Annotated in this window: 11 protein-coding genes; 8 read left to right on the forward strand and 3 right to left on the reverse strand. The window is 50.7% G+C overall.

The annotated features are described in order from the left end of the window. Positions 1 to 6: 6 nt before the first annotated feature. The 8 genes from AACZ19_RS09260 to AACZ19_RS09295 all read left to right on the forward strand — a co-directional run bounded on the left by AACZ19_RS09260 (position 7) and on the right by AACZ19_RS09295 (position 10547). A complete protein-coding gene (locus tag AACZ19_RS09260; RefSeq protein ID WP_339633227.1) occupies positions 7 to 819 on the forward strand; it encodes a CpsD/CapB family tyrosine-protein kinase in 813 nt (270 codons plus the stop codon). Between the two features lie 71 nt (positions 820 to 890). Beyond that, positions 891 to 2432: a VPLPA-CTERM-specific exosortase XrtD gene (gene xrtD, locus AACZ19_RS09265; protein ID WP_339633229.1), complete on the forward strand. Its 1542-nt coding sequence runs from the start codon at positions 891 to 893 to the stop codon at positions 2430 to 2432. 28 nt (positions 2433 to 2460) lie between these two features. Next, positions 2461 to 3798, forward strand: coding sequence for a polysaccharide pyruvyl transferase family protein (locus AACZ19_RS09270; protein ID WP_339633231.1), 1338 nt, complete (start codon positions 2461 to 2463; stop codon positions 3796 to 3798). A 2-nt stretch (positions 3799 to 3800) separates the two neighbouring features. After that, complete coding sequence (locus AACZ19_RS09275) at positions 3801 to 5240, forward strand: oligosaccharide flippase family protein (RefSeq protein WP_339633233.1); 1440 nt, start codon at positions 3801 to 3803, stop codon at positions 5238 to 5240. A 201-nt stretch (positions 5241 to 5441) separates the two neighbouring features. Next, positions 5442 to 7082 carry a hypothetical protein gene (locus tag AACZ19_RS09280; protein ID WP_339633225.1) on the forward strand — a complete coding sequence of 547 codons (1641 nt, stop codon included), beginning with the start codon at positions 5442 to 5444 and terminating at the stop codon, positions 7080 to 7082. Between the two features lie 9 nt (positions 7083 to 7091). Continuing rightward, positions 7092 to 7904, forward strand: a complete 813-nt coding sequence (locus tag AACZ19_RS09285; RefSeq protein WP_339633227.1) for a CpsD/CapB family tyrosine-protein kinase — start codon at positions 7092 to 7094, stop codon at positions 7902 to 7904. A gap of 34 nt (positions 7905 to 7938) precedes the next feature. Then, complete coding sequence (locus tag AACZ19_RS09290) at positions 7939 to 9585, forward strand: hypothetical protein (RefSeq protein ID WP_339633235.1); 1647 nt, start codon at positions 7939 to 7941, stop codon at positions 9583 to 9585. Then, complete coding sequence (locus AACZ19_RS09295; protein WP_339633236.1) at positions 9582 to 10547, forward strand: glycosyltransferase family 2 protein; 966 nt, start codon at positions 9582 to 9584, stop codon at positions 10545 to 10547. Before AACZ19_RS09290 ends, AACZ19_RS09295 begins: the two co-directional genes overlap by 4 nt. Positions 10548 to 10664: 117 nt before the next feature. On the opposite strand, the gene AACZ19_RS09300 is transcribed toward AACZ19_RS09295, so the two are convergent. The 3 genes from AACZ19_RS09300 to AACZ19_RS09310 all read right to left on the reverse strand — a co-directional run bounded on the left by AACZ19_RS09300 (position 10665) and on the right by AACZ19_RS09310 (position 17379). Further along, on the reverse strand, positions 10665 to 14141 hold the full coding sequence (locus AACZ19_RS09300) for a VCBS domain-containing protein (RefSeq protein ID WP_339633238.1): 3477 nt from the start codon (positions 14139 to 14141) through the stop codon (positions 10665 to 10667). 875 nt (positions 14142 to 15016) lie between these two features. Then, a complete protein-coding gene (locus AACZ19_RS09305; RefSeq protein ID WP_339633239.1) occupies positions 15017 to 15928 on the reverse strand; it encodes a glycosyltransferase family 2 protein in 912 nt (303 codons plus the stop codon). Between the two features lie 107 nt (positions 15929 to 16035). Next, positions 16036 to 17379, reverse strand: coding sequence for a hypothetical protein (locus tag AACZ19_RS09310; RefSeq protein ID WP_339633241.1), 1344 nt, complete (start codon positions 17377 to 17379; stop codon positions 16036 to 16038). Positions 17380 to 17540 lie beyond the last annotated feature (161 nt).

The raw sequence follows: 17540 nt of genomic DNA on the forward strand, positions 1-17540 counted from the left end.
ATTGACGTGGAACGGATTAAGGAAGCGATCGCCAGGGCCAAGGAGAAGCAGGCTGGCAGTGACAGCCGAAGCAGCGTGGCGAAGAAGATTGTCCAGAACAACGAAATTGTTGAGGGGCCGATTGTCTATAACCAGACGCGGGTTGTTGATCTTGATGTGGCACATATGGAGAGCAACCGGATTATCACGCTGGACAATGAGGATCCGAACTCGATCAGCTTTGACATCCTGAGGACACAGGTGCTGGCGAAGATGGAGGCGAACAACTGGCGGACCCTGGCGATTACGTCGCCGACGCCGGCGTGCGGCAAGACGGTTGTCGCGATCAACCTGGCGCTGAGTATTGCGAAGCAGACGGATTACACGGCGCTTCTTGTTGATTTTGATTTGCGGCGCCCGCGGGTTGCGGCGTATCTGGGGCTGCCGAAAGAGAACAGTTTTTCGGATTACCTTGATGGCAAGATCGAGTTTAACGATGCGTTGGTGAACCCGGGCATTCCGCGGTTTGTTGTATTGCCGAACTGGCGTCCGGTGAAGAACTCGACCGAGGTTCTGACGTCGCGGAAGGTGAAGGCGATTGTTGAGGACCTGCGGGACCGGTATGAGAAGCGGATCTGTATCTTTGATCTGCCGCCGCTGAAGACGACGGACGATGCGATCGCCTTTATTCCGCAGGTTGACTGTGTGCTGATGGTGGTCTCGAGCGGGGAAACCAAGCCCGCCGAGGTCAAGGAGTGTCGCCGGCAGCTCCAATCGAGCAACCTCCTCGGCGTCGTCCTCAACAAATCCGAGGAAGTCGCCAAAACATACTATTACTAGGCAACGTCCACAGGGTATCACCCCCAGACCCCCGTCGCGTGACAGCCGCCCGGAAAATAGCGAGCTTAAAGATGGAACTGGCACTGCAACGCGTTGATTGGACCCGGCTCCTGCTGCCAATCCTTCTGTGCATTGTCCTTGTCAGTTATATTCCGGACGGGTTGCTTCTGTGGGACGACTGGATAAATATTGAAGAGTTCAGTCATGGCCCCCTGATGCTGGCCGTTGCGCTTTATCTTTTATGGGCGCGCCGTGCACTTCTGCAGCCCTATGATCGCCGGGGTAACTGGGTTGGCGTCGCTCTATGTGGGGTTGCCGTTGCCGTTTATGCCCTTGCGATAAAGGCGGGTATCGAGAATATCCGCCATCTTAGCCTGCTTCTCATGATCTTTGGCCTTTTCATTACGTTTGGAGGGGTGACATACGGCCGCTATGTTTTTCCGTCCCTCTTGTTAATTCCGTTCGTTGTGCCGCCTCCGGCATTCCTGACGGCAAACCTGACATATGGCCTGCAACTTCTGTCTACGGATATGAGCGTCGGAATGCTTCGTTTCGTTGGCATTTCCGTATTTCAGGACGGCAATATTATCGATATGGGAACGCTTAAGCTTGCGGTGGTGGAGGCATGTGCCGGCCTTCGGTATCTCTATCCGATGATCGGGCTCGGCGTATTGCTGGCGATGCTGTTTGATATCCCGATTTGGAAGAGGGGGCTTTTTGTCGTTCTTGCAGGTCTTGTTTCCGTAATCATGAACAGTGTCCGGATCTTTCTGACCGGTGCTTTTGCCGAATGGACCGATACGGCCATTTCGGATGGATTTTTTCATCTGTTTGAAGGCTGGGTCTTCTTTCTTATTTCCTTCGCAGTCATGTTGGCGGTGTGTTATTTGATGCTCAACCGAGCTGAGAAAGCAACGATCGGCAGCGGTGTGTTGAAAACCTCGATACCGGACGAGGTATCAGCGGAAAAGCCATTGCGAATGGGTCCTGTAATCAGTGTTATTCTGCTAGGTATAGCCTTCGTTCCCATAGCGCATATGCTCCGAAATATTGAACCCGAAATACCGGATCGCCGCTCCTTCAACAGTTTTCCGCTGTCCATAGACGGTATGATTGCGGAGGAGGATGTATTGCCCGGCGTGGAGCAAACCATCCTGAACATGAGCGACTATTTCCTCGGCCACTATCGTAAAGATACTGTTTCACCGATCACACTCTTCATTGGATATTACGATCAACAATCTGCCGGGAGTACACCGCACTCACCCCGGGTTTGTATCCCGTCGGGGGGCTGGGAGATTGAGGGAATAACGGAAATTACCCTTCAGAATGCGGGGCAGCGGGTGCCGGTTAACCGGGTGCTGGTCAGTCATGGTGAAGACAAGCTTCTGGTTTATTACTGGTTCAAGCAACGCGGAGAGTATATAGCGAACGAATACATAGCGAAGTTCAATCTTCTTTGGGGCGGGATTTCTTCCGCCCGGACGGATGGAGCGCTTATTCGGTTGTCTGTGCCTATAGATTCAAACAAATCTGAGGCAGTGGCCGATCAAGAGCTTAGAGCATTTTCACGTGCGCTACTCGGTGTGTTACCTACCTTCGTTCCTGATTAAAAATGGATCCTTTTTAGAGTAAGATGTGATGTCGAAATTGAAAAATGTCATTAAGATCGGATTATTTGGTGCGGCGCCCGATACGTCAAATATGGGGGTCTCAGCACTCTTTGCATCGACTGTAGAGGGGCTTACAGAAAAGCTGCCAAACGCTCGATTTATTGTCTTCGACAATAAGATGGGGAAACGTGTAAAGACCTACCATTTTTCTGAAGGTAATCATATTGAAGTCGAGCATATCGGCATTAGATCAGGCCATCGCTATTATTTACAAGAAAACATCATGACAATTACGCTTGCATCACATCTCGGTGCGGCAGGCAGTGCTCTAAATTATGTTGTTCGGGATATTGATCAATGTGACGTCATTCTAGATATCTCTGGAGGTGACAGCTTTAGCGATATTTATGGCGTCAAGCGGTTCATGACGGTTGTTCGTCCGAAACTGATTTCTCTTATTCGGCAGGTTCCCCTTATCCTGCTGCCGCAAACATATGGTCCGTATGCCAGACCCAAGGTTAAAAAAGTTGCGGCGGAGGCCGTCAAGGGTGCGGATATGGCCTGGGCCAGAGACCCAAACAGCTTTGAGATTTTGAAAACCATGCTGGGGGATGAGTATGATGAAAGCATTCATAAAGCTGGTGTCGACTTTGCATTTGGACTTGGTGTCCGTTCTGCTGAAGAGCTATTGAGTGAAAATCTGAACACACTTATTTCGACGCGCCAGGAAGAAAAACCTCTTGTTGGGCTGAATATCAGTGGCCTGATTTACAATGACCCCGATGCAGCTTATTCGCAATATGGTTTTAAGGCGGACTACCGTGAAATCATTCATGGCTTCTGTGATTGGCTCCTGAAAACAACAAATGCCTCATTGGTCATAATTCCACATGTTATGGCGTGGACAAAACATGTGGAGTCAGATTATCTCGCGTCACAGAAAGTCGCTGAAAAACTGGGCCGTGAATTCGAAGACCGGGTGCATATTTCGCCTGATACGCTGGATCAAAATCAGGTTAAATGGGTTATTTCCAAAATGGATTGGTTTTGCGGAACGCGGATGCACTCAACAATCGCGGCGTTGTCCCAAGGGGTCGCCACCTCTTCAATCGCCTATAGTGATAAAACCGCCGGTGTATTTGCGACATGCGGTCAGGGCGGGGAAGTCTTTGATCCGCGCAAGTTCGATACAGTTGAAATCATCGAACAAATGAAAGATTCCTTTCTGAGACGGAAAGAAATAGAGCAATCGCTAGGAAATGCTCTTCCACAGATCAAGGAAAAAGTAGAGAATCAATTATCATTGATAGCGAACCGAATTGAATATTTGTCCAGTACCCGTAATAGCGAAAATAAAGGTAAATAAGCTTGCGTATTCATGGCTTTATAAAAAGCGGATTACTTTTATCGTCCGGGAATGCGATTGGGGCGTTATGCACCTTTGGCCGCAACATCATCATTACGCGCATGATCAGTGTCGAGGATTACGGTATTGCCGCGACCTTTGCCTTAACAATGGCGTTGGTTCAGATGTCAACGGGACTGGGTGTCGACCGGTTGATTGTTCAGGCAGTCGATGGAAACAAGCCGCGACTGCAAGCTACGGTACAGGCCTTTAATATTCTGCGTGGGCTGATCCTCGCGATTATTATGTATGCTGTTGCCAGCCCAATAGCCCATCTTTTCAGTCTGCCTGAACTTATCTGGGCGTTTCAATGGTTGGCCGTCCTGCCGCTGATAACGGGATTTATCCATATGGATATCGCCCGATTTCAGCGTGAATCGAGATTTGGCGCATTGGCGATTTCCGAGAGCGTTCCGCAAGTTTTGGCAGTCGCCGTATCGGCACCCTTAGCGCTCTATTTTGGCGATTATCGGGTGATGCTGTGGATTATTACGCTTCAGGCAATTTCATCCGTGGTTATCACATTTATGCTTGCCGAGCGGAAATATAGAGTGGCGCTCGACCGGCAATATATTCATCAGATATTTTCCTTTGGATGGCCGTTGATGCTGAACGGTATCCTGATGTTTGGCATTTTCCAGGCGGACCGGGGAATTGTCGGCATAGCTTACAACATGGAAGAGCTGGGCTGGTTCAGCGCCGCATTTACTCTTACGATGTTTCCGGCAATTCTCATGATGAGGACCGCTCAGAACCTGATGACGCCGTTGATTGCCAAGAATCAAACGGATGAGGTTTTATTGGCGCAAAGTGCGGCGGCGTCAATCAAGGCGTTCTTGATCCTGGGAATGCTGATAACCGTCGGGCTGGCTATCGGCGGCCCGTCGCTGTCCGTCGTGCTTTTTGGTGAAAAATACCTTCAAGGGGCGTATATAATTCCATGGCTTGCGTTGATGCATGGAATGAGGATGGTGAAAGCAGGACCTATTACCGTAGCGATTGCTTGTGGGAAGACCAAGTTGCCTCTCTACTCCAATATTGTTAGAAGCATCGCGATTTTGTTTGCTTTATATGCAGTTTGGCAGGGTTGGGGAGTCACCGGAATCGTTATTGGTGGAATTGTGGGAGAAACTCTTGCTGTTATATTTGCGGTTTATTTGATGATGCGCTTTGTCAGTGTAAAGATACTGCCACTTTGCGGCTCTATCGTTATGTCCGTCACGTTGATCGTCTTGGCGCTGTGGATTTCGTCAAATTATATAACCGCTCTGAACCCGGTTTTCGAAATTTCTTTAGCAATTGTATTTTCCCTGGCGGCATTGCTGATCTCCTTGCTCTTTGCGAAAGATATGATCCTTTGGCTAAAGAACTCAGATCAACAAAACAAGCCGAAATTGGCCTAGTGCATCACTATTTGTCCTTGGACTGACAACTGTTTGAACTATTTCGATTACAATTATTCCTTAAGAGTTTTTGTCTATGATTTGTGATGGTAATTGTTGATTGACGTTATGGGCGGTAAGGTAGCTGGGCCTAGGTTTGGTTAGCGGTTGCGGGCAATAGATATATTTACTTTGATTTGATTGAAGAGCTTGAGCATTGGAATGAGCCAGGATTTTACGATACAGGAAGAAGAGTCGTCGCCGATAAACCTCGGGTCGATCATCGGTGCGGCGAAGAGACGGTTTCTGTTTTTTCTGATCCCGTTTGTACTTATTCTGGTTGGCAGCGTTATTGTCGGCCTGATCCTGCCGCCGAGTTATCTGTCGGGGGGGACCATTCTGGTCGAGACGCAGCAGATTTCGCCTGATCTTGTTGAATCGACGTTAAATACGGACCCGAACCAGCGGATCAAGGCGATTGAACAGCGGGTGATGACACGGGAGAACCTGCTCAAGATTATCGATAAATATAATGTCTATGGCAATGACCGGAAGGTGATGACGGTCTCTACCTTGGTGGACTGGATGCAGGAGAACATCCAGATCGCGGTTATCACGTCGTCGCTTGGCGGGCGCCGGGGGGAGGCGACGATCGCCTTCAAGGTCGGTTTTATTCATGAAAGCCCGCAGATTGCGACGGATGTTGCCAATGAGCTGGTGACCTTGTTCCTGAGCGAGAATGTACGGACGCGGACGGAGCGGGCGACGGAGGCGACAGCGTTTATCTCCGAGGAGGCCGAGAAAGTGCGTCGTCGGCTGGCCCAGGTTGAAAGCGAGATTGTTGACTACAAGCGCAAGAACAAGGATGCGCTTCCGGAACATCTCGGGTTGCGCCAGAACATGCTGGAGCGGACGGAGACGGAGATCCGGGATATGCGGCGTGATATCCGGGCGCTGGAAGAAGAGAAGCGGTATTTGCAGATTGAGCTGACCTCGGCGCGGACGGGGCGAACGGCGGAGGGCGGCCTTCAGCAGTCGGAGCCGGCGCAAAGCCTGGCCACCCTGAAGGACCAGCTACTGGATGTGTCCTCGCGCCTGACGGATTCGCATCCGACGGTTATTTCGCTGAAGAAGCGGATAGAGGCGCTTGAGCAGCAGGTTGAGGCGGAGACGGCGGCGGCTTTGGCGGCGAGCCAGGGTCAATCGTCTGCGCCGACGGCGTATAATCCGGTTGTGGAGACGCTGCAGGTGCGGATATCGGCGACGGATGAGAAGATTGCGGAACTGCGCCGTCAGATCAGCGCGGCCAGCGGGCGGTTAAAGGACCTTGAGGCGATCATCCTTGAGATCCCGCAGGTCGAGCGCGGATTTGCAAGTTTGAACCGGACTTATGAGGATCTCCTGGCGAAACTGAACTCCCTTGAAACCAAGCAGGCGCAGGCGCAGCTGTCGCAGAATCTGGAAGAAGAGAAGAAGGCGGAGCGGTTTGTGCTGCTGGAGCCGCCGATCATCCCGACGGAACCGATCTCGCCGGATCGTCCGAAGATCATGGGCGTTGGCGCCTTGTTTGCGCTTGCGGTCGGGGTTGGGTTTGTCTTCCTGATTGAGTTTTTTGACAAAAGAATACGCAGCGCCTCGGAGCTGGAAGCGGTGCTCAAGCACCCGCCGATCGTTTCGATTCCTTATATTCACACCCAGGAGGAAGCGGGCAGGCAGCGTCTGAAGATTGTTTTTTATGCGCTTATACCCATTGCGGTGATCGCGCTGTTGCTGGTGATTGTGCATTTTCTGTATCAGCCGCTGGATGAAATATTCTACAAGGTCTGGGTGGCCTTTGATCAACTCAGAGTCACATTGTTTTAGGGGATTGACGTGGAACGGATTAAGGAAGCGATCGCCAGGGCCAAGGAGAAGCAGGCTGGCAGTGACAGCCGAAGCAGCGTGGCGAAGAAGATTGTCCAGAACAACGAAATTGTTGAGGGGCCGATTGTCTATAACCAGACGCGGGTTGTTGATCTTGATGTGGCACATATGGAGAGCAACCGGATTATCACGCTGGACAATGAGGATCCGAACTCGATCAGCTTTGACATCCTGAGGACACAGGTGCTGGCGAAGATGGAGGCGAACAACTGGCGGACCCTGGCGATTACGTCGCCGACGCCGGCGTGCGGCAAGACGGTTGTCGCGATCAACCTGGCGCTGAGTATTGCGAAGCAGACGGATTACACGGCGCTTCTTGTTGATTTTGATTTGCGGCGCCCGCGGGTTGCGGCGTATCTGGGGCTGCCGAAAGAGAACAGTTTTTCGGATTACCTTGATGGCAAGATCGAGTTTAACGATGCGTTGGTGAACCCGGGCATTCCGCGGTTTGTTGTATTGCCGAACTGGCGTCCGGTGAAGAACTCGACCGAGGTTCTGACGTCGCGGAAGGTGAAGGCGATTGTTGAGGACCTGCGGGACCGGTATGAGAAGCGGATCTGTATCTTTGATCTGCCGCCGCTGAAGACGACGGACGATGCGATCGCCTTTATTCCGCAGGTTGACTGTGTGCTGATGGTGGTCTCGAGCGGGGAAACCAAGCCCGCCGAGGTCAAGGAGTGTCGCCGGCAGCTCCAATCGAGCAACCTCCTCGGCGTCGTCCTCAACAAATCCGAGGAAGTCGCCAAAACATACTATTACTAAGACAGGCGGGAATCCTGTTTGCACGGAGGCTAAATTGTTTCGACTTTCCGCAAACGGCAAAAAAGCAAGCGATTCCGTATCACATCTTTTATGCGGCATGATGATGGTTCTGTTGCTTTGTGTTCAGGGCCAGGAGAGCCGGGCCAAAGCGGGCCCCACCGGCGCGGATGCAAAAGTGATTGCGCATTGGAATGTTGTCCCGTATCAGGCATTTAGCCGTCCGATGACGATCGGGGTTGTTGCTTTTCATATCAACGGGATTGATCGGGTTGAGTTTCAGGTGAACGGCAAACCGGTCGGCAGCGCGAACGAAATGACGCTGAATAAGCGGACCAATACAAACGAGTACTGGTTTACGCTCGATCCCAAGAATTTTGGCCCTGCTGATCCCGAAAACCCTCATCTGGAGGTTGAGGCAACGGCTTATCCGAAGTCGGCCGGCGTTCCGCGCCAGCTTGAGACGATACTTCTGAAAGTAAAACCCGAGGGTGAAGGTCAGGACACAATTGTCTGGGTCTCGGCCAGCGGGAATGACAGCACCGGCGACGGCACGAAAAGCAATCCCTTTCGGCAGCCGGCCCGTGCGCTTGAACTACTCCGAAAAACGGAAGACGATCGGGGTCATGCCGTCTTTGGCACAATCTATCTCACGAAAGGGGAGTATAGTTGGGGGTCCTTCGGCAAAGAGGCCCCCGTTAAGCATGAAAGCTGGATTACGGTATCGGCGGCCCCTGATGTGGCGCGTGGTGACGTCATCTTTAGTGATGATAGTGGCGGCCCCTTTATCACTGGGCTTTTAAAAGTTACAGGCGTCACGATCAGAAATGTCTTCTTTGCGCCCGGCTATTCGAAAGCAAGCTATTTGTGGCTCGATAATGTGGATGTCATAGGACCGGGGCGGTGGTCAGGAGAAAGCTTTTATCATGCCTCAAATTGGGGAAAAGTCTTTTTTACGGGTGTGCGAATTTCCGATAGCCCGAACGGCGCGACAAACCTCAATATTGCGCGGGATGTCAAGATCGTTGATATCGGCTCGGATGCTTTTAGTGGCTCACGGCTTGTGATAAATAGTGAAGTCAATGGGATCGACCGCGGTCAAACAGAGGCGCATCCCGACGTGTACCAGATCTATTGCGCCAGGAAATCCTTTGAAAACTATATTGTTTACGGACTGATTGCCCAAAATGCAGAGGCGCAGGGCATCTTTGCCGCCGGATGTGAGTCACTCGATAACGTCGCAATGGTGAATATACTTCTTGTAAGGCCGCTCGGCTCAGAGGCGCCGCTCTTTTCACAATGGCATGCCCCGTCAAATCATCTGATCTTCTCTGGCATCTCCATGCCAAACTCATCGTTTCTCTGGCGAAATAACGAGGTGCGGAATGTCCTGATTGAAGGGTCTCTTTTTGAAAGAATGAAAACAACCTTCAAGGGTTATGGCTTCGCCCCGGATGCGATCATCTACCGGGATAATCATGTGATGAGCCTGCGGGGCGGCGGGATGCCGGTCGATGGCTCCGACAATTCGGAAGGAAACCCCGACTTTGCAGATGGCAATAAGGGTGATTTTCGCCCCGCGCCGGATTCTCCGTTGCGCGGTCGTGTGAAGGCACCGTTTAGTAATGTTGATGTATATGGCAATCCCAGGAAAGTTCCGTCGACCATTGGGGCCATTGAATGACGAAAGAGAGTAGTGTGGAAAACCCGACAGTATCGATTATCGTAATCAGCTATAACACCCGTGACCTGACCCTTGACTGTATACGGTCGGTTTTTGACCAGGCTAAGGATGTATCCTTTGAGGTGATTTTGCTCGACAATGCGTCGACCGACGGGTCGGCGGAGGCAATTGCAAAGGAATTCCCGGACATTAATCTGATTGCTTCAAAGGAGAACAGCGGGTTTGCCAACGGCAATAATCTGGCGGCAAAACAGGCGACGGGGGAATATATCCTGCTGCTCAACCCTGATACTGTCGTGCTCGATCATGCCATCGACAAGATTGTACAGTTTGCGAAGGCTCATCCCGAGGCGACCGTCTGGGGAGGCCGGACCCTGTTCGGCGACCGCAGCCTGAACACAACCTCCTGCTGGCGGCGGATGACGGTTTGGTCGCTCTTTTGCTATGCCACCGGATTAAGCGGTATTTTCCCGTCAAGCGGCCTTTTCAATACGGAAGGATATGGTGGGTGGAAGCGGGATACAGTTCGAGAAATTGACATTGTGACCGGTTGTTTCCTACTGATGAAAAGAAGCCTCTGGGAAGAGCTTGGCGGGTTTGATCGCCGGTTCTTCATGTATGGTGAAGATGCGGACCTCTGCCTTCGTGCGAAGAAGCGCGGGGGCCAGCCGATGATCACACCGGATGCGACGATTGTCCATTACGGCGGGCAGTCGGAAAAAGTTGTTGCCGACAAGATGATCCGGCTGCTCACGGCGAAAGTGACCCTGATGCAGCAGCACTGGAATCCTGTCGCTAAAATTTTCGGCTATATCCTGTTTTACTGCCTGCCACTCAGCAAGATTGTAACCCACTGGCTCTATTCGACTCTATTGCGCAAGAAGGATCGGAAAACCAATGCGGACACTTGGAAGGAGATCTGGGCGCGGCGGAGTGAATGGCTGGCGGGATTCAGCGCCTGACTCGGAAACTTGATCTGACGTTCTAAGTTATCAACAAATAAGGGCCTCTTTTCTATCGGAAAGAGGCCCTTATAGTTTTTGGCTTAATGGGATGGGTCATTTCTGACCCGCCCCGGATCATGTCATGAAATCGCTGCCGTCCAGATCGCTTGCGGAAACACCGATCAGCTGAATTTCCATGTCGATGGTAAAATCGCCATCCAGATCGACGGAAAGCACATCCGTACGGTCATCGAAGGAATAGGCAAAATTATCTGTGGCGAAGCCTTCAAACGATAATGTGTCGCCGTTTGTCGCATCAAAATCCATGATGACATCGCGATTACCATTGCCAATGCCCGAGTCGCCAATTTCTGTGTAGGCGAAGGTATCCCGTCCTTCACCGCCGGAGAGCGTGTCTGCACCGTCGCCGCCGACAATAATGTCCGCACCACCAAACCCAAACAGCTCGTCATCGCCATCGAAACCGAAGAGCAGGTCGGAGCTGGACGTACCTTCTATGTAGTCGTCGCCACCTGTCGGCTCGTTGTCATCAATGCTTGCAACTGTCGATGAGAAAGCACTTAGCGTTCCGCCCAGGATATCTCCCAGCAGATCACTGACATCAGCACCCGCATTGACATTGCTCAATAGTTCGAAGTCTTCCGCATCAACAGAACGAATATTCAGATCATTCTGGAAATAACGGCCGTATGAGCTGTCATCAACAATGATGTTGCCGCTTTGGCTGACACTACTACTTTCCGTGAGAATGGAGTTCGTGATGTTGTTATCGATAGAGACATTCGATCCGTCTTTCACCTGGATCCAGACGATATTACCGTTCGGGCTGTCTTCCGGCGAAATAACCGTGTTGTTCGTTATGTCCAGTGAATTGGTGCCATAGACAGAAATTCCATGATACCCGGACTGGAAAATAACGTTGTTATCAATCGTGACATTTGTCGTGGTCGAATCGGACGAGGTCATAAAGATGGCCTGCGCATCCACGCCATCGCCCTGAACCATCAGGTTGTCACTAATAACAATATTGGCGTTCGATTGAAGTCCGGAGGTCGTATAGAACTGGACATAGTCCGAGTGATCTCCCTCAAGACGATAGAAATCACGGAATGAGTTTCCTTGAATCTGGATGTCCTGCACGCCGGTGAAGGTTGTGCCGTCCGTCCGCAGATCGTGGAACGCATTACCGAGAACATCAATACCGCTCGAATCCCGGAAGTGAGCGCCGGTATGAAGGTTCATAAATTCGTTACCCTCAACGGTAATGTCTTCTGAAGTAGCAACCTTGAGACCTATAATTCCCTGGTTTAGCAGTCCATTGACATTATTTCCAAAGACGTTGTCCGAAAGGACGATGTCGGAGCTTCCGTTGATCGTAAACATATACTCGCCCCAGCTGGCAGAAACGCCATCGTAGGAGCTGATCTCCAGACTGTCGAAAGTCATGTTGGAGGAGTTGTTGACGGTCACGGATTCAAAATGAGCAGGATTACCCGGGTTCGCCGACGTAATCGTCACCGGAGACGAGAAGTTGTAGCCATTGAGATTGAGCGTACCGTAATTGCCCGGTGCCAGTTCAATCGTATATCCGGCGACATTCCCGGAAAGGGCCTGAACAAGGCCGGATATGCTGCTGACTTCAATAACACCAAGCGTTGGTGTTGAGCCACCACCGCCCGTGTTGCCGCCGGTTCCGCCTCCAGCGCCCGTACCCGGGGCTGATGGTTCGTTGCGTCCATTGATATCGACGGTGACGTCTGACGTTGTGCCATCGATTGTACGGACGGTGAAGGTCTCGCTGATGGTTTCACCGGAATCGAGCCAGTCAAGCTCATCCGAGTCGGTCAGCGTGTAAGTCCAGTTGCCATTCTCATTGATGGAGAAATCGCCATACTGACCGTTTTCCGTGTCCGCCTGGAAGCCGCTCTCGCCCGCATCCGGATCCGCTGCGTTCAGCTTGCCGCCGGTGGTCAAATCGACATCTTCTGTGACTTCGCCGCTTGAGGTGCCGGTAACTACTGCTTCGCTGTTGTCGTCACCCGTATCCGGGGTGTTGTTGTCTCCGGAATCAGGCGTGTCGATCACCGGACCGGATGTGTCCTCTCCAGGATCTTCACCGTTCAGCTTGAGCATACGGTCGGCAATGGAATCATCCGGGTCGATTGTCACCGCATGATCCAGGACGGTTATGTCGGCGATCTGGCCCTGGAGGTTGCTGCCCCAAAGCGTACCGCCTGCCGTGACATCCCAGTAAGAGGCATCCTCAATCATGATGCCGTCGCTGGAACTGGAATGCAGAACCTCGCCATTAACCCAGATTTCAAGTTTTGAGGTGGCTTCATCCACGATGACCTGGATATCCTGCCAACCGGCTTCCTTGAATGCGTCCCGGAAGGTAAGCCGCATGGCTTGTCCATTTTCGGTATTCAGCATGACGGTCAGGTCGTCATTGCGGACAGCAAGGGATGCCTGAGTATGGTTGTTGTATATATACTGGCGGCCGTTATCGAGGCCGTCCAGACTGAAAGTGGCGCTGAGGGTCAGGCTCTTCATCGAGAAATGCTCGTCGCCGCGGCCCAAATTCTGGAAACCTGCGCCGAAGGCATTCGCGGCGGATTGCAAAATCTCGAGATCCGAAGCGTTGTTGTTATTTGCCGGAGGTGTTGTCGGTTCTTCTACAGGCTCATCCTGCCCATTGATATCGACGGTGACGTCTGACGTTGTGCCATCGATTGTACGGACGGTGAAGGTCTCGCTGATGGTTTCACCGGAATCGAGCCAGTCAAGCTCATCCGAGTCGGTCAGCGTGTAAGTCCAGTTGCCATTCTCATTGATGGAGAAATCGCCATACTGACCGTTTTCCGTGTCCGCCTGGAAGCCGCTCTCGCCCGCATCCGGGTCCGCCGCGTTCAGCTTACCGCTGGTGGTCAAATCGACATCTTCGGTGACATCACCGCTCGACGCCCCTGTGACAACGGCTTCGCTGTTGTCGTCACCCGGGTCTGGTGTATTGTCCACGGGATCTGTTGTATCGACGATCGGGTCTTCACCGTTCAGTTTGAGCATACGGTTGGCAATGGAATCATCCGGGTCGATTGTCACCGCATGATCCAGGACGGTTATGTCGGCGATCTGGCCCTGGAGGTTGCTGCCCCAAAGCGTACCGCCTGCCGTGACATCCCAGTAAGAGGCATCCTCAATCATGATGCCGTCGCTGGAACTGGAATGCAGAACCTCGCCATTAACCCAGATTTCAAGTTTTGAGGTGGCTTCATCCACGATGACCTGGATATCCTGCCAACCGGCTTCCTTGAATGCGTCCCGGAAGGTAAGCCGCATGGCTTGTCCATTTTCGGTATTCAGCATGACGGTCAGGTCGTCATTGCGGACAGCAAGGGATGCCTGAGTATGGTTGTTGTATATATACTGGCGGCCGTTATCGAGGCCGTCCAGACTGAAAGTGGCGCTGAGGGTCAGGCTCTTCATCGAGAAATGCTCGTCGCCGCGGCCCAAATTCTGGAAACCTGCGCCGAAGGCATTCGCGGCGGACTCTAATTCATTGAGTTCCGATTGTGATAATTCTATTGCCATTATTATATGAGCTCCAAGCGTCACGTATTGATGTTGTATACTGCATTAAAAGGTGAAAAATTTAAAATCTGGTTACAAACTACGGAAAAATTTCGCTTTATTTGAATTTTGGCAATTTGCAGGAAGCCAATTGACCTTGTATGCACCTGCCAAAATTCGGAAGAAAAATCCCCTTTAACATTAAGTAATAAATTTTTAACCTTAAAGTAAAACATCTTTACGTCGTTTAAAAATCTGTTTCTGCAAAATCTATTTCTGAAAGCATTCAAAAATAAAAGCGGATTTCAAAAATTAATAAAAAATTCATGAAATTATTTAGTGTCAAAAACGCGTTCTGCGCCTTCGGTATGATTGCATCATCTTGTCCAAATTGGGCAACAATATGGCTGATTTCGAACGTTTTCACGAAAATAGGAATTTTCAAACCGGGCTTCAGACTTGACGGGATCGCGTGTCGTGCGGCGCCGACTCTGATGAATAGTAAAAGATATCAGAATTTTTGTTGTTTACTTTTGTTGAACTAGATAACACTGAATAATAATATTTAATATTTTATTAACCGCTAAAGCTAAAATAAAAAATATTAACTAATAATAATAAATAATTTTATTATTGCTTTTATAATAAAACCTGTAACTCTGGTTTTTTGCATCTTGATTTAGAATGAGGGTTTGTTTGATGCCAACAATTTACGTGAAAATCACATAACGACACCCTATGGAGTCAGCCAAAGTGGCGAGTAGCCTGAAATTTTTTTCGCATTTCATGGAAATTATTTTTTAATCTGTTGTGAAAATGAGACCTCGGTCTCAAATTTTGGATGAAATTAGGCAGGACGACACATTTTTGACATAATTGAGCGCAGCAGCGTATGTTTAGCTAGCATTGGTCCAATATTTATTCGGATCGATCCGGTCCTGTCCGCTCAAATAAAATCCCGTCATTATTTTTGCGCGAAAAGCCCGACACCAAAAAAGAATTAAAACGGATTTCAGCCGGTCCGATAAGCGGGGGAGTTTGTCGCTGCGAACTGCCTTCAGGCTGTGAGGGATGGCGGACAGGGCCGTCGCGGCACAAAGCAAAGGCCACCTAATTGAGAAAAGAGACTGTTTTCTATGGACATTGAACGTCATGGCAGATTGACGCCGCCATTTTGCACGGAGTTCTTCCAATGTCGCGCGCGCGGGATGGCGCACAATACAGTCCGCTCCAAACTGAAAGGCCGCGCCTGCGGTAAATGCACGCCGACACCAGTCGGTATCTTCCGCGACGTCGGCGACGAAAGGACCAACCTCCGTAAAAAGAGAACGGCTCGTCCACAGGTTTCCGGTTGCCGCGTCGCCTTTAAGTGCATGACCTTCTTGGTCCATCGCAAAAATGATATCGAAGGCTTCGACGTAGTTAGGATGCGGATTTTTCGGATAATAGACTATCTTGCCGGCAAGGACACTTCTCTCGCCGTTACGCCGCATATGGGTGAGGCCGTTTTTTACGAAATCCGGATCAATCAGACAGTCACAATCGGTGAAGGCCAGATATTCGCCCCGGGCCTCAGCAACACCGGCATTGCGTGCAGGGCCTGCGCCTCGCTTCGTTTCGACAACCAGCTTGATGTTAAGATCGAATTCCTCCAGTCCGGTGGGCGCAAAGTCGGAATTATTGTCACAGACAATAACCTCGACCTTTTGCATGTCGAAATGCTGCTCTTGAAGTGACGCCAGACAGGCAGACAGCCCCACGGGATCATTGAAATGCGGGATGATGATGCTCAGCTCATAATCGTTCATTGAAGGCGGACCGTCCGGTTATATAAGGGAAGCTGCTAGCTATACGTGGCGAATGAACATTCATAACAATCATGAAGCCGAAACTTTTTCCTTTTACGCTGGTCAGACTATCGGTTCATGGACGGGGCCGGATCCGGGCCTGATATTGATTCCTGCGCAGCCTGCTCCCTCATTTTGGCGCGGCGCGTTTGGATTGCCGTTGTTGCCAATGAAACAGAAATGCCAAGGAACAGGAAGAATGCGGATTCCGTTTGGCCGAAATAAGAAACAGCAAAAAAACCGGCAACATTGACGAAAACCATAGTACCGGAAGCCCACAAGATTATGAGTTCCGCTTTTGAATTTGCATGTCGCATTGCCTTACCAAGAAGCCAGAAAATCGAGCCGAGGAAGAAGACATACAAAATCAGGCCAAGAATGCCACCTCTTACGCCTTCCAGAACATATTGGTTGGTGACGTCAAAAAGCCCCCAACCCCAATGTGCGGTCGACTCAACACCAATTGCCCACCATTCCCAGAAATTCTCAACAGCCTTATCCATAAGGTGAAATCGGTGCCATCCGGTTGAGCCGCCAACAACATTAACCCGTGAGATCAAATGCCAAACCGGCGCCTCCATCACCAGATGAAGCGTGATAGCCATTGTGACCAAACCCCAGCGGACATAGTTCATATAACGGCGATAGAAATAGAATATGAAGCCAATGATGCTAAAGATGAGCGACATGACGGGCGTGCTTGACGCCGTGTTCACAATGATGCCCAATATACAGACGATATAGAAGGCAAGCATTGTTCTCGGAATTGCTCTGGTAAACCACATCGCCCCAAGCCACGGCACAATATTCGCCCAGAATATCCCCGCCAGAATTGGATGAGAGAACGGACCCTGGCAGCGAAGCCGCCCTTGGCGGACTTTGGTGAATTCCGGAACACCGCCGAACTGGGCGAACAAATTTCTGCCGTTAAATCTTTCAAATAAGAAAACGCCGACCATGGGAATTGAGGCAATGCCCATAAGGACAATGAGGCGTCGCAAATCAAACATATCGCGTAAATAGACACGGCCAAGGAAATAACAGCCTACCGCTTCGAGCATATAGCCGCTTCGCGTAACAAAGCCGGAAAACCCGTCGCGCAGCATGGTGAAGGCAATGATGGCCCAGATCATCCAAAGAACGACGGCTTTGTCAGGAAGCTGAATTTGGAATCCCAAATACTCCTTCCTCACAAAAACACGCAAAAACCCGGTTATGACGACCAGGCGGATAAAATTGAAATCCAGATCCGCGATAACAAATCGTTGTGCGCTGGGAATGGCCATCATAAGGATGACAAGGGGAAAGGCGGCCCATTTACGGGGGACCGCCAACGTCGCAATAATGCAGACAATGAGTATTGCGACGCCGGCGGGTTGTATCGTCGTGACGCCGTAAAATTGTTCATCCATGAATGAATCCCCGCGTCGATTTGGCGAGAGCTAAAATCATCGTGATCGCTTCGTCTTTAATTTCAATCATTCGTTAGCTCTTGGCAAATCCAGATAAATGGGGTTGTTGGGCCTTGGCTTTGATTTCAGTTAACAGGAACCATACCGACGGCATCTAAAAA

This window comes from uncultured Sneathiella sp. (genome assembly GCF_963973085.1).
In the GTDB taxonomy this organism is placed as follows: domain Bacteria; phylum Pseudomonadota; class Alphaproteobacteria; order Sneathiellales; family Sneathiellaceae; genus Sneathiella.

Coding starts and splice junctions, on each gene's coding strand:
- xrtD (WP_339633229.1), top strand. CDS start 891: ATGGAACTGGCACTGCAACGCGTTGATTGGACCCGGCTCCTGCTGCCA.
- AACZ19_RS09270 (WP_339633231.1), top strand. CDS start 2,461: ATGTCGAAATTGAAAAATGTCATTAAGATCGGATTATTTGGTGCGGCG.
- AACZ19_RS09280 (WP_339633225.1), top strand. CDS start 5,442: ATGAGCCAGGATTTTACGATACAGGAAGAAGAGTCGTCGCCGATAAAC.
- AACZ19_RS09295 (WP_339633236.1), top strand. CDS start 9,582: ATGACGAAAGAGAGTAGTGTGGAAAACCCGACAGTATCGATTATCGTA.
- AACZ19_RS09300 (WP_339633238.1), bottom strand. CDS start 14,141: ATGGCAATAGAATTATCACAATCGGAACTCAATGAATTAGAGTCCGCC.
- AACZ19_RS09305 (WP_339633239.1), bottom strand. CDS start 15,928: ATGAACGATTATGAGCTGAGCATCATCATCCCGCATTTCAATGATCCC.
- AACZ19_RS09310 (WP_339633241.1), bottom strand. CDS start 17,379: ATGGATGAACAATTTTACGGCGTCACGACGATACAACCCGCCGGCGTC.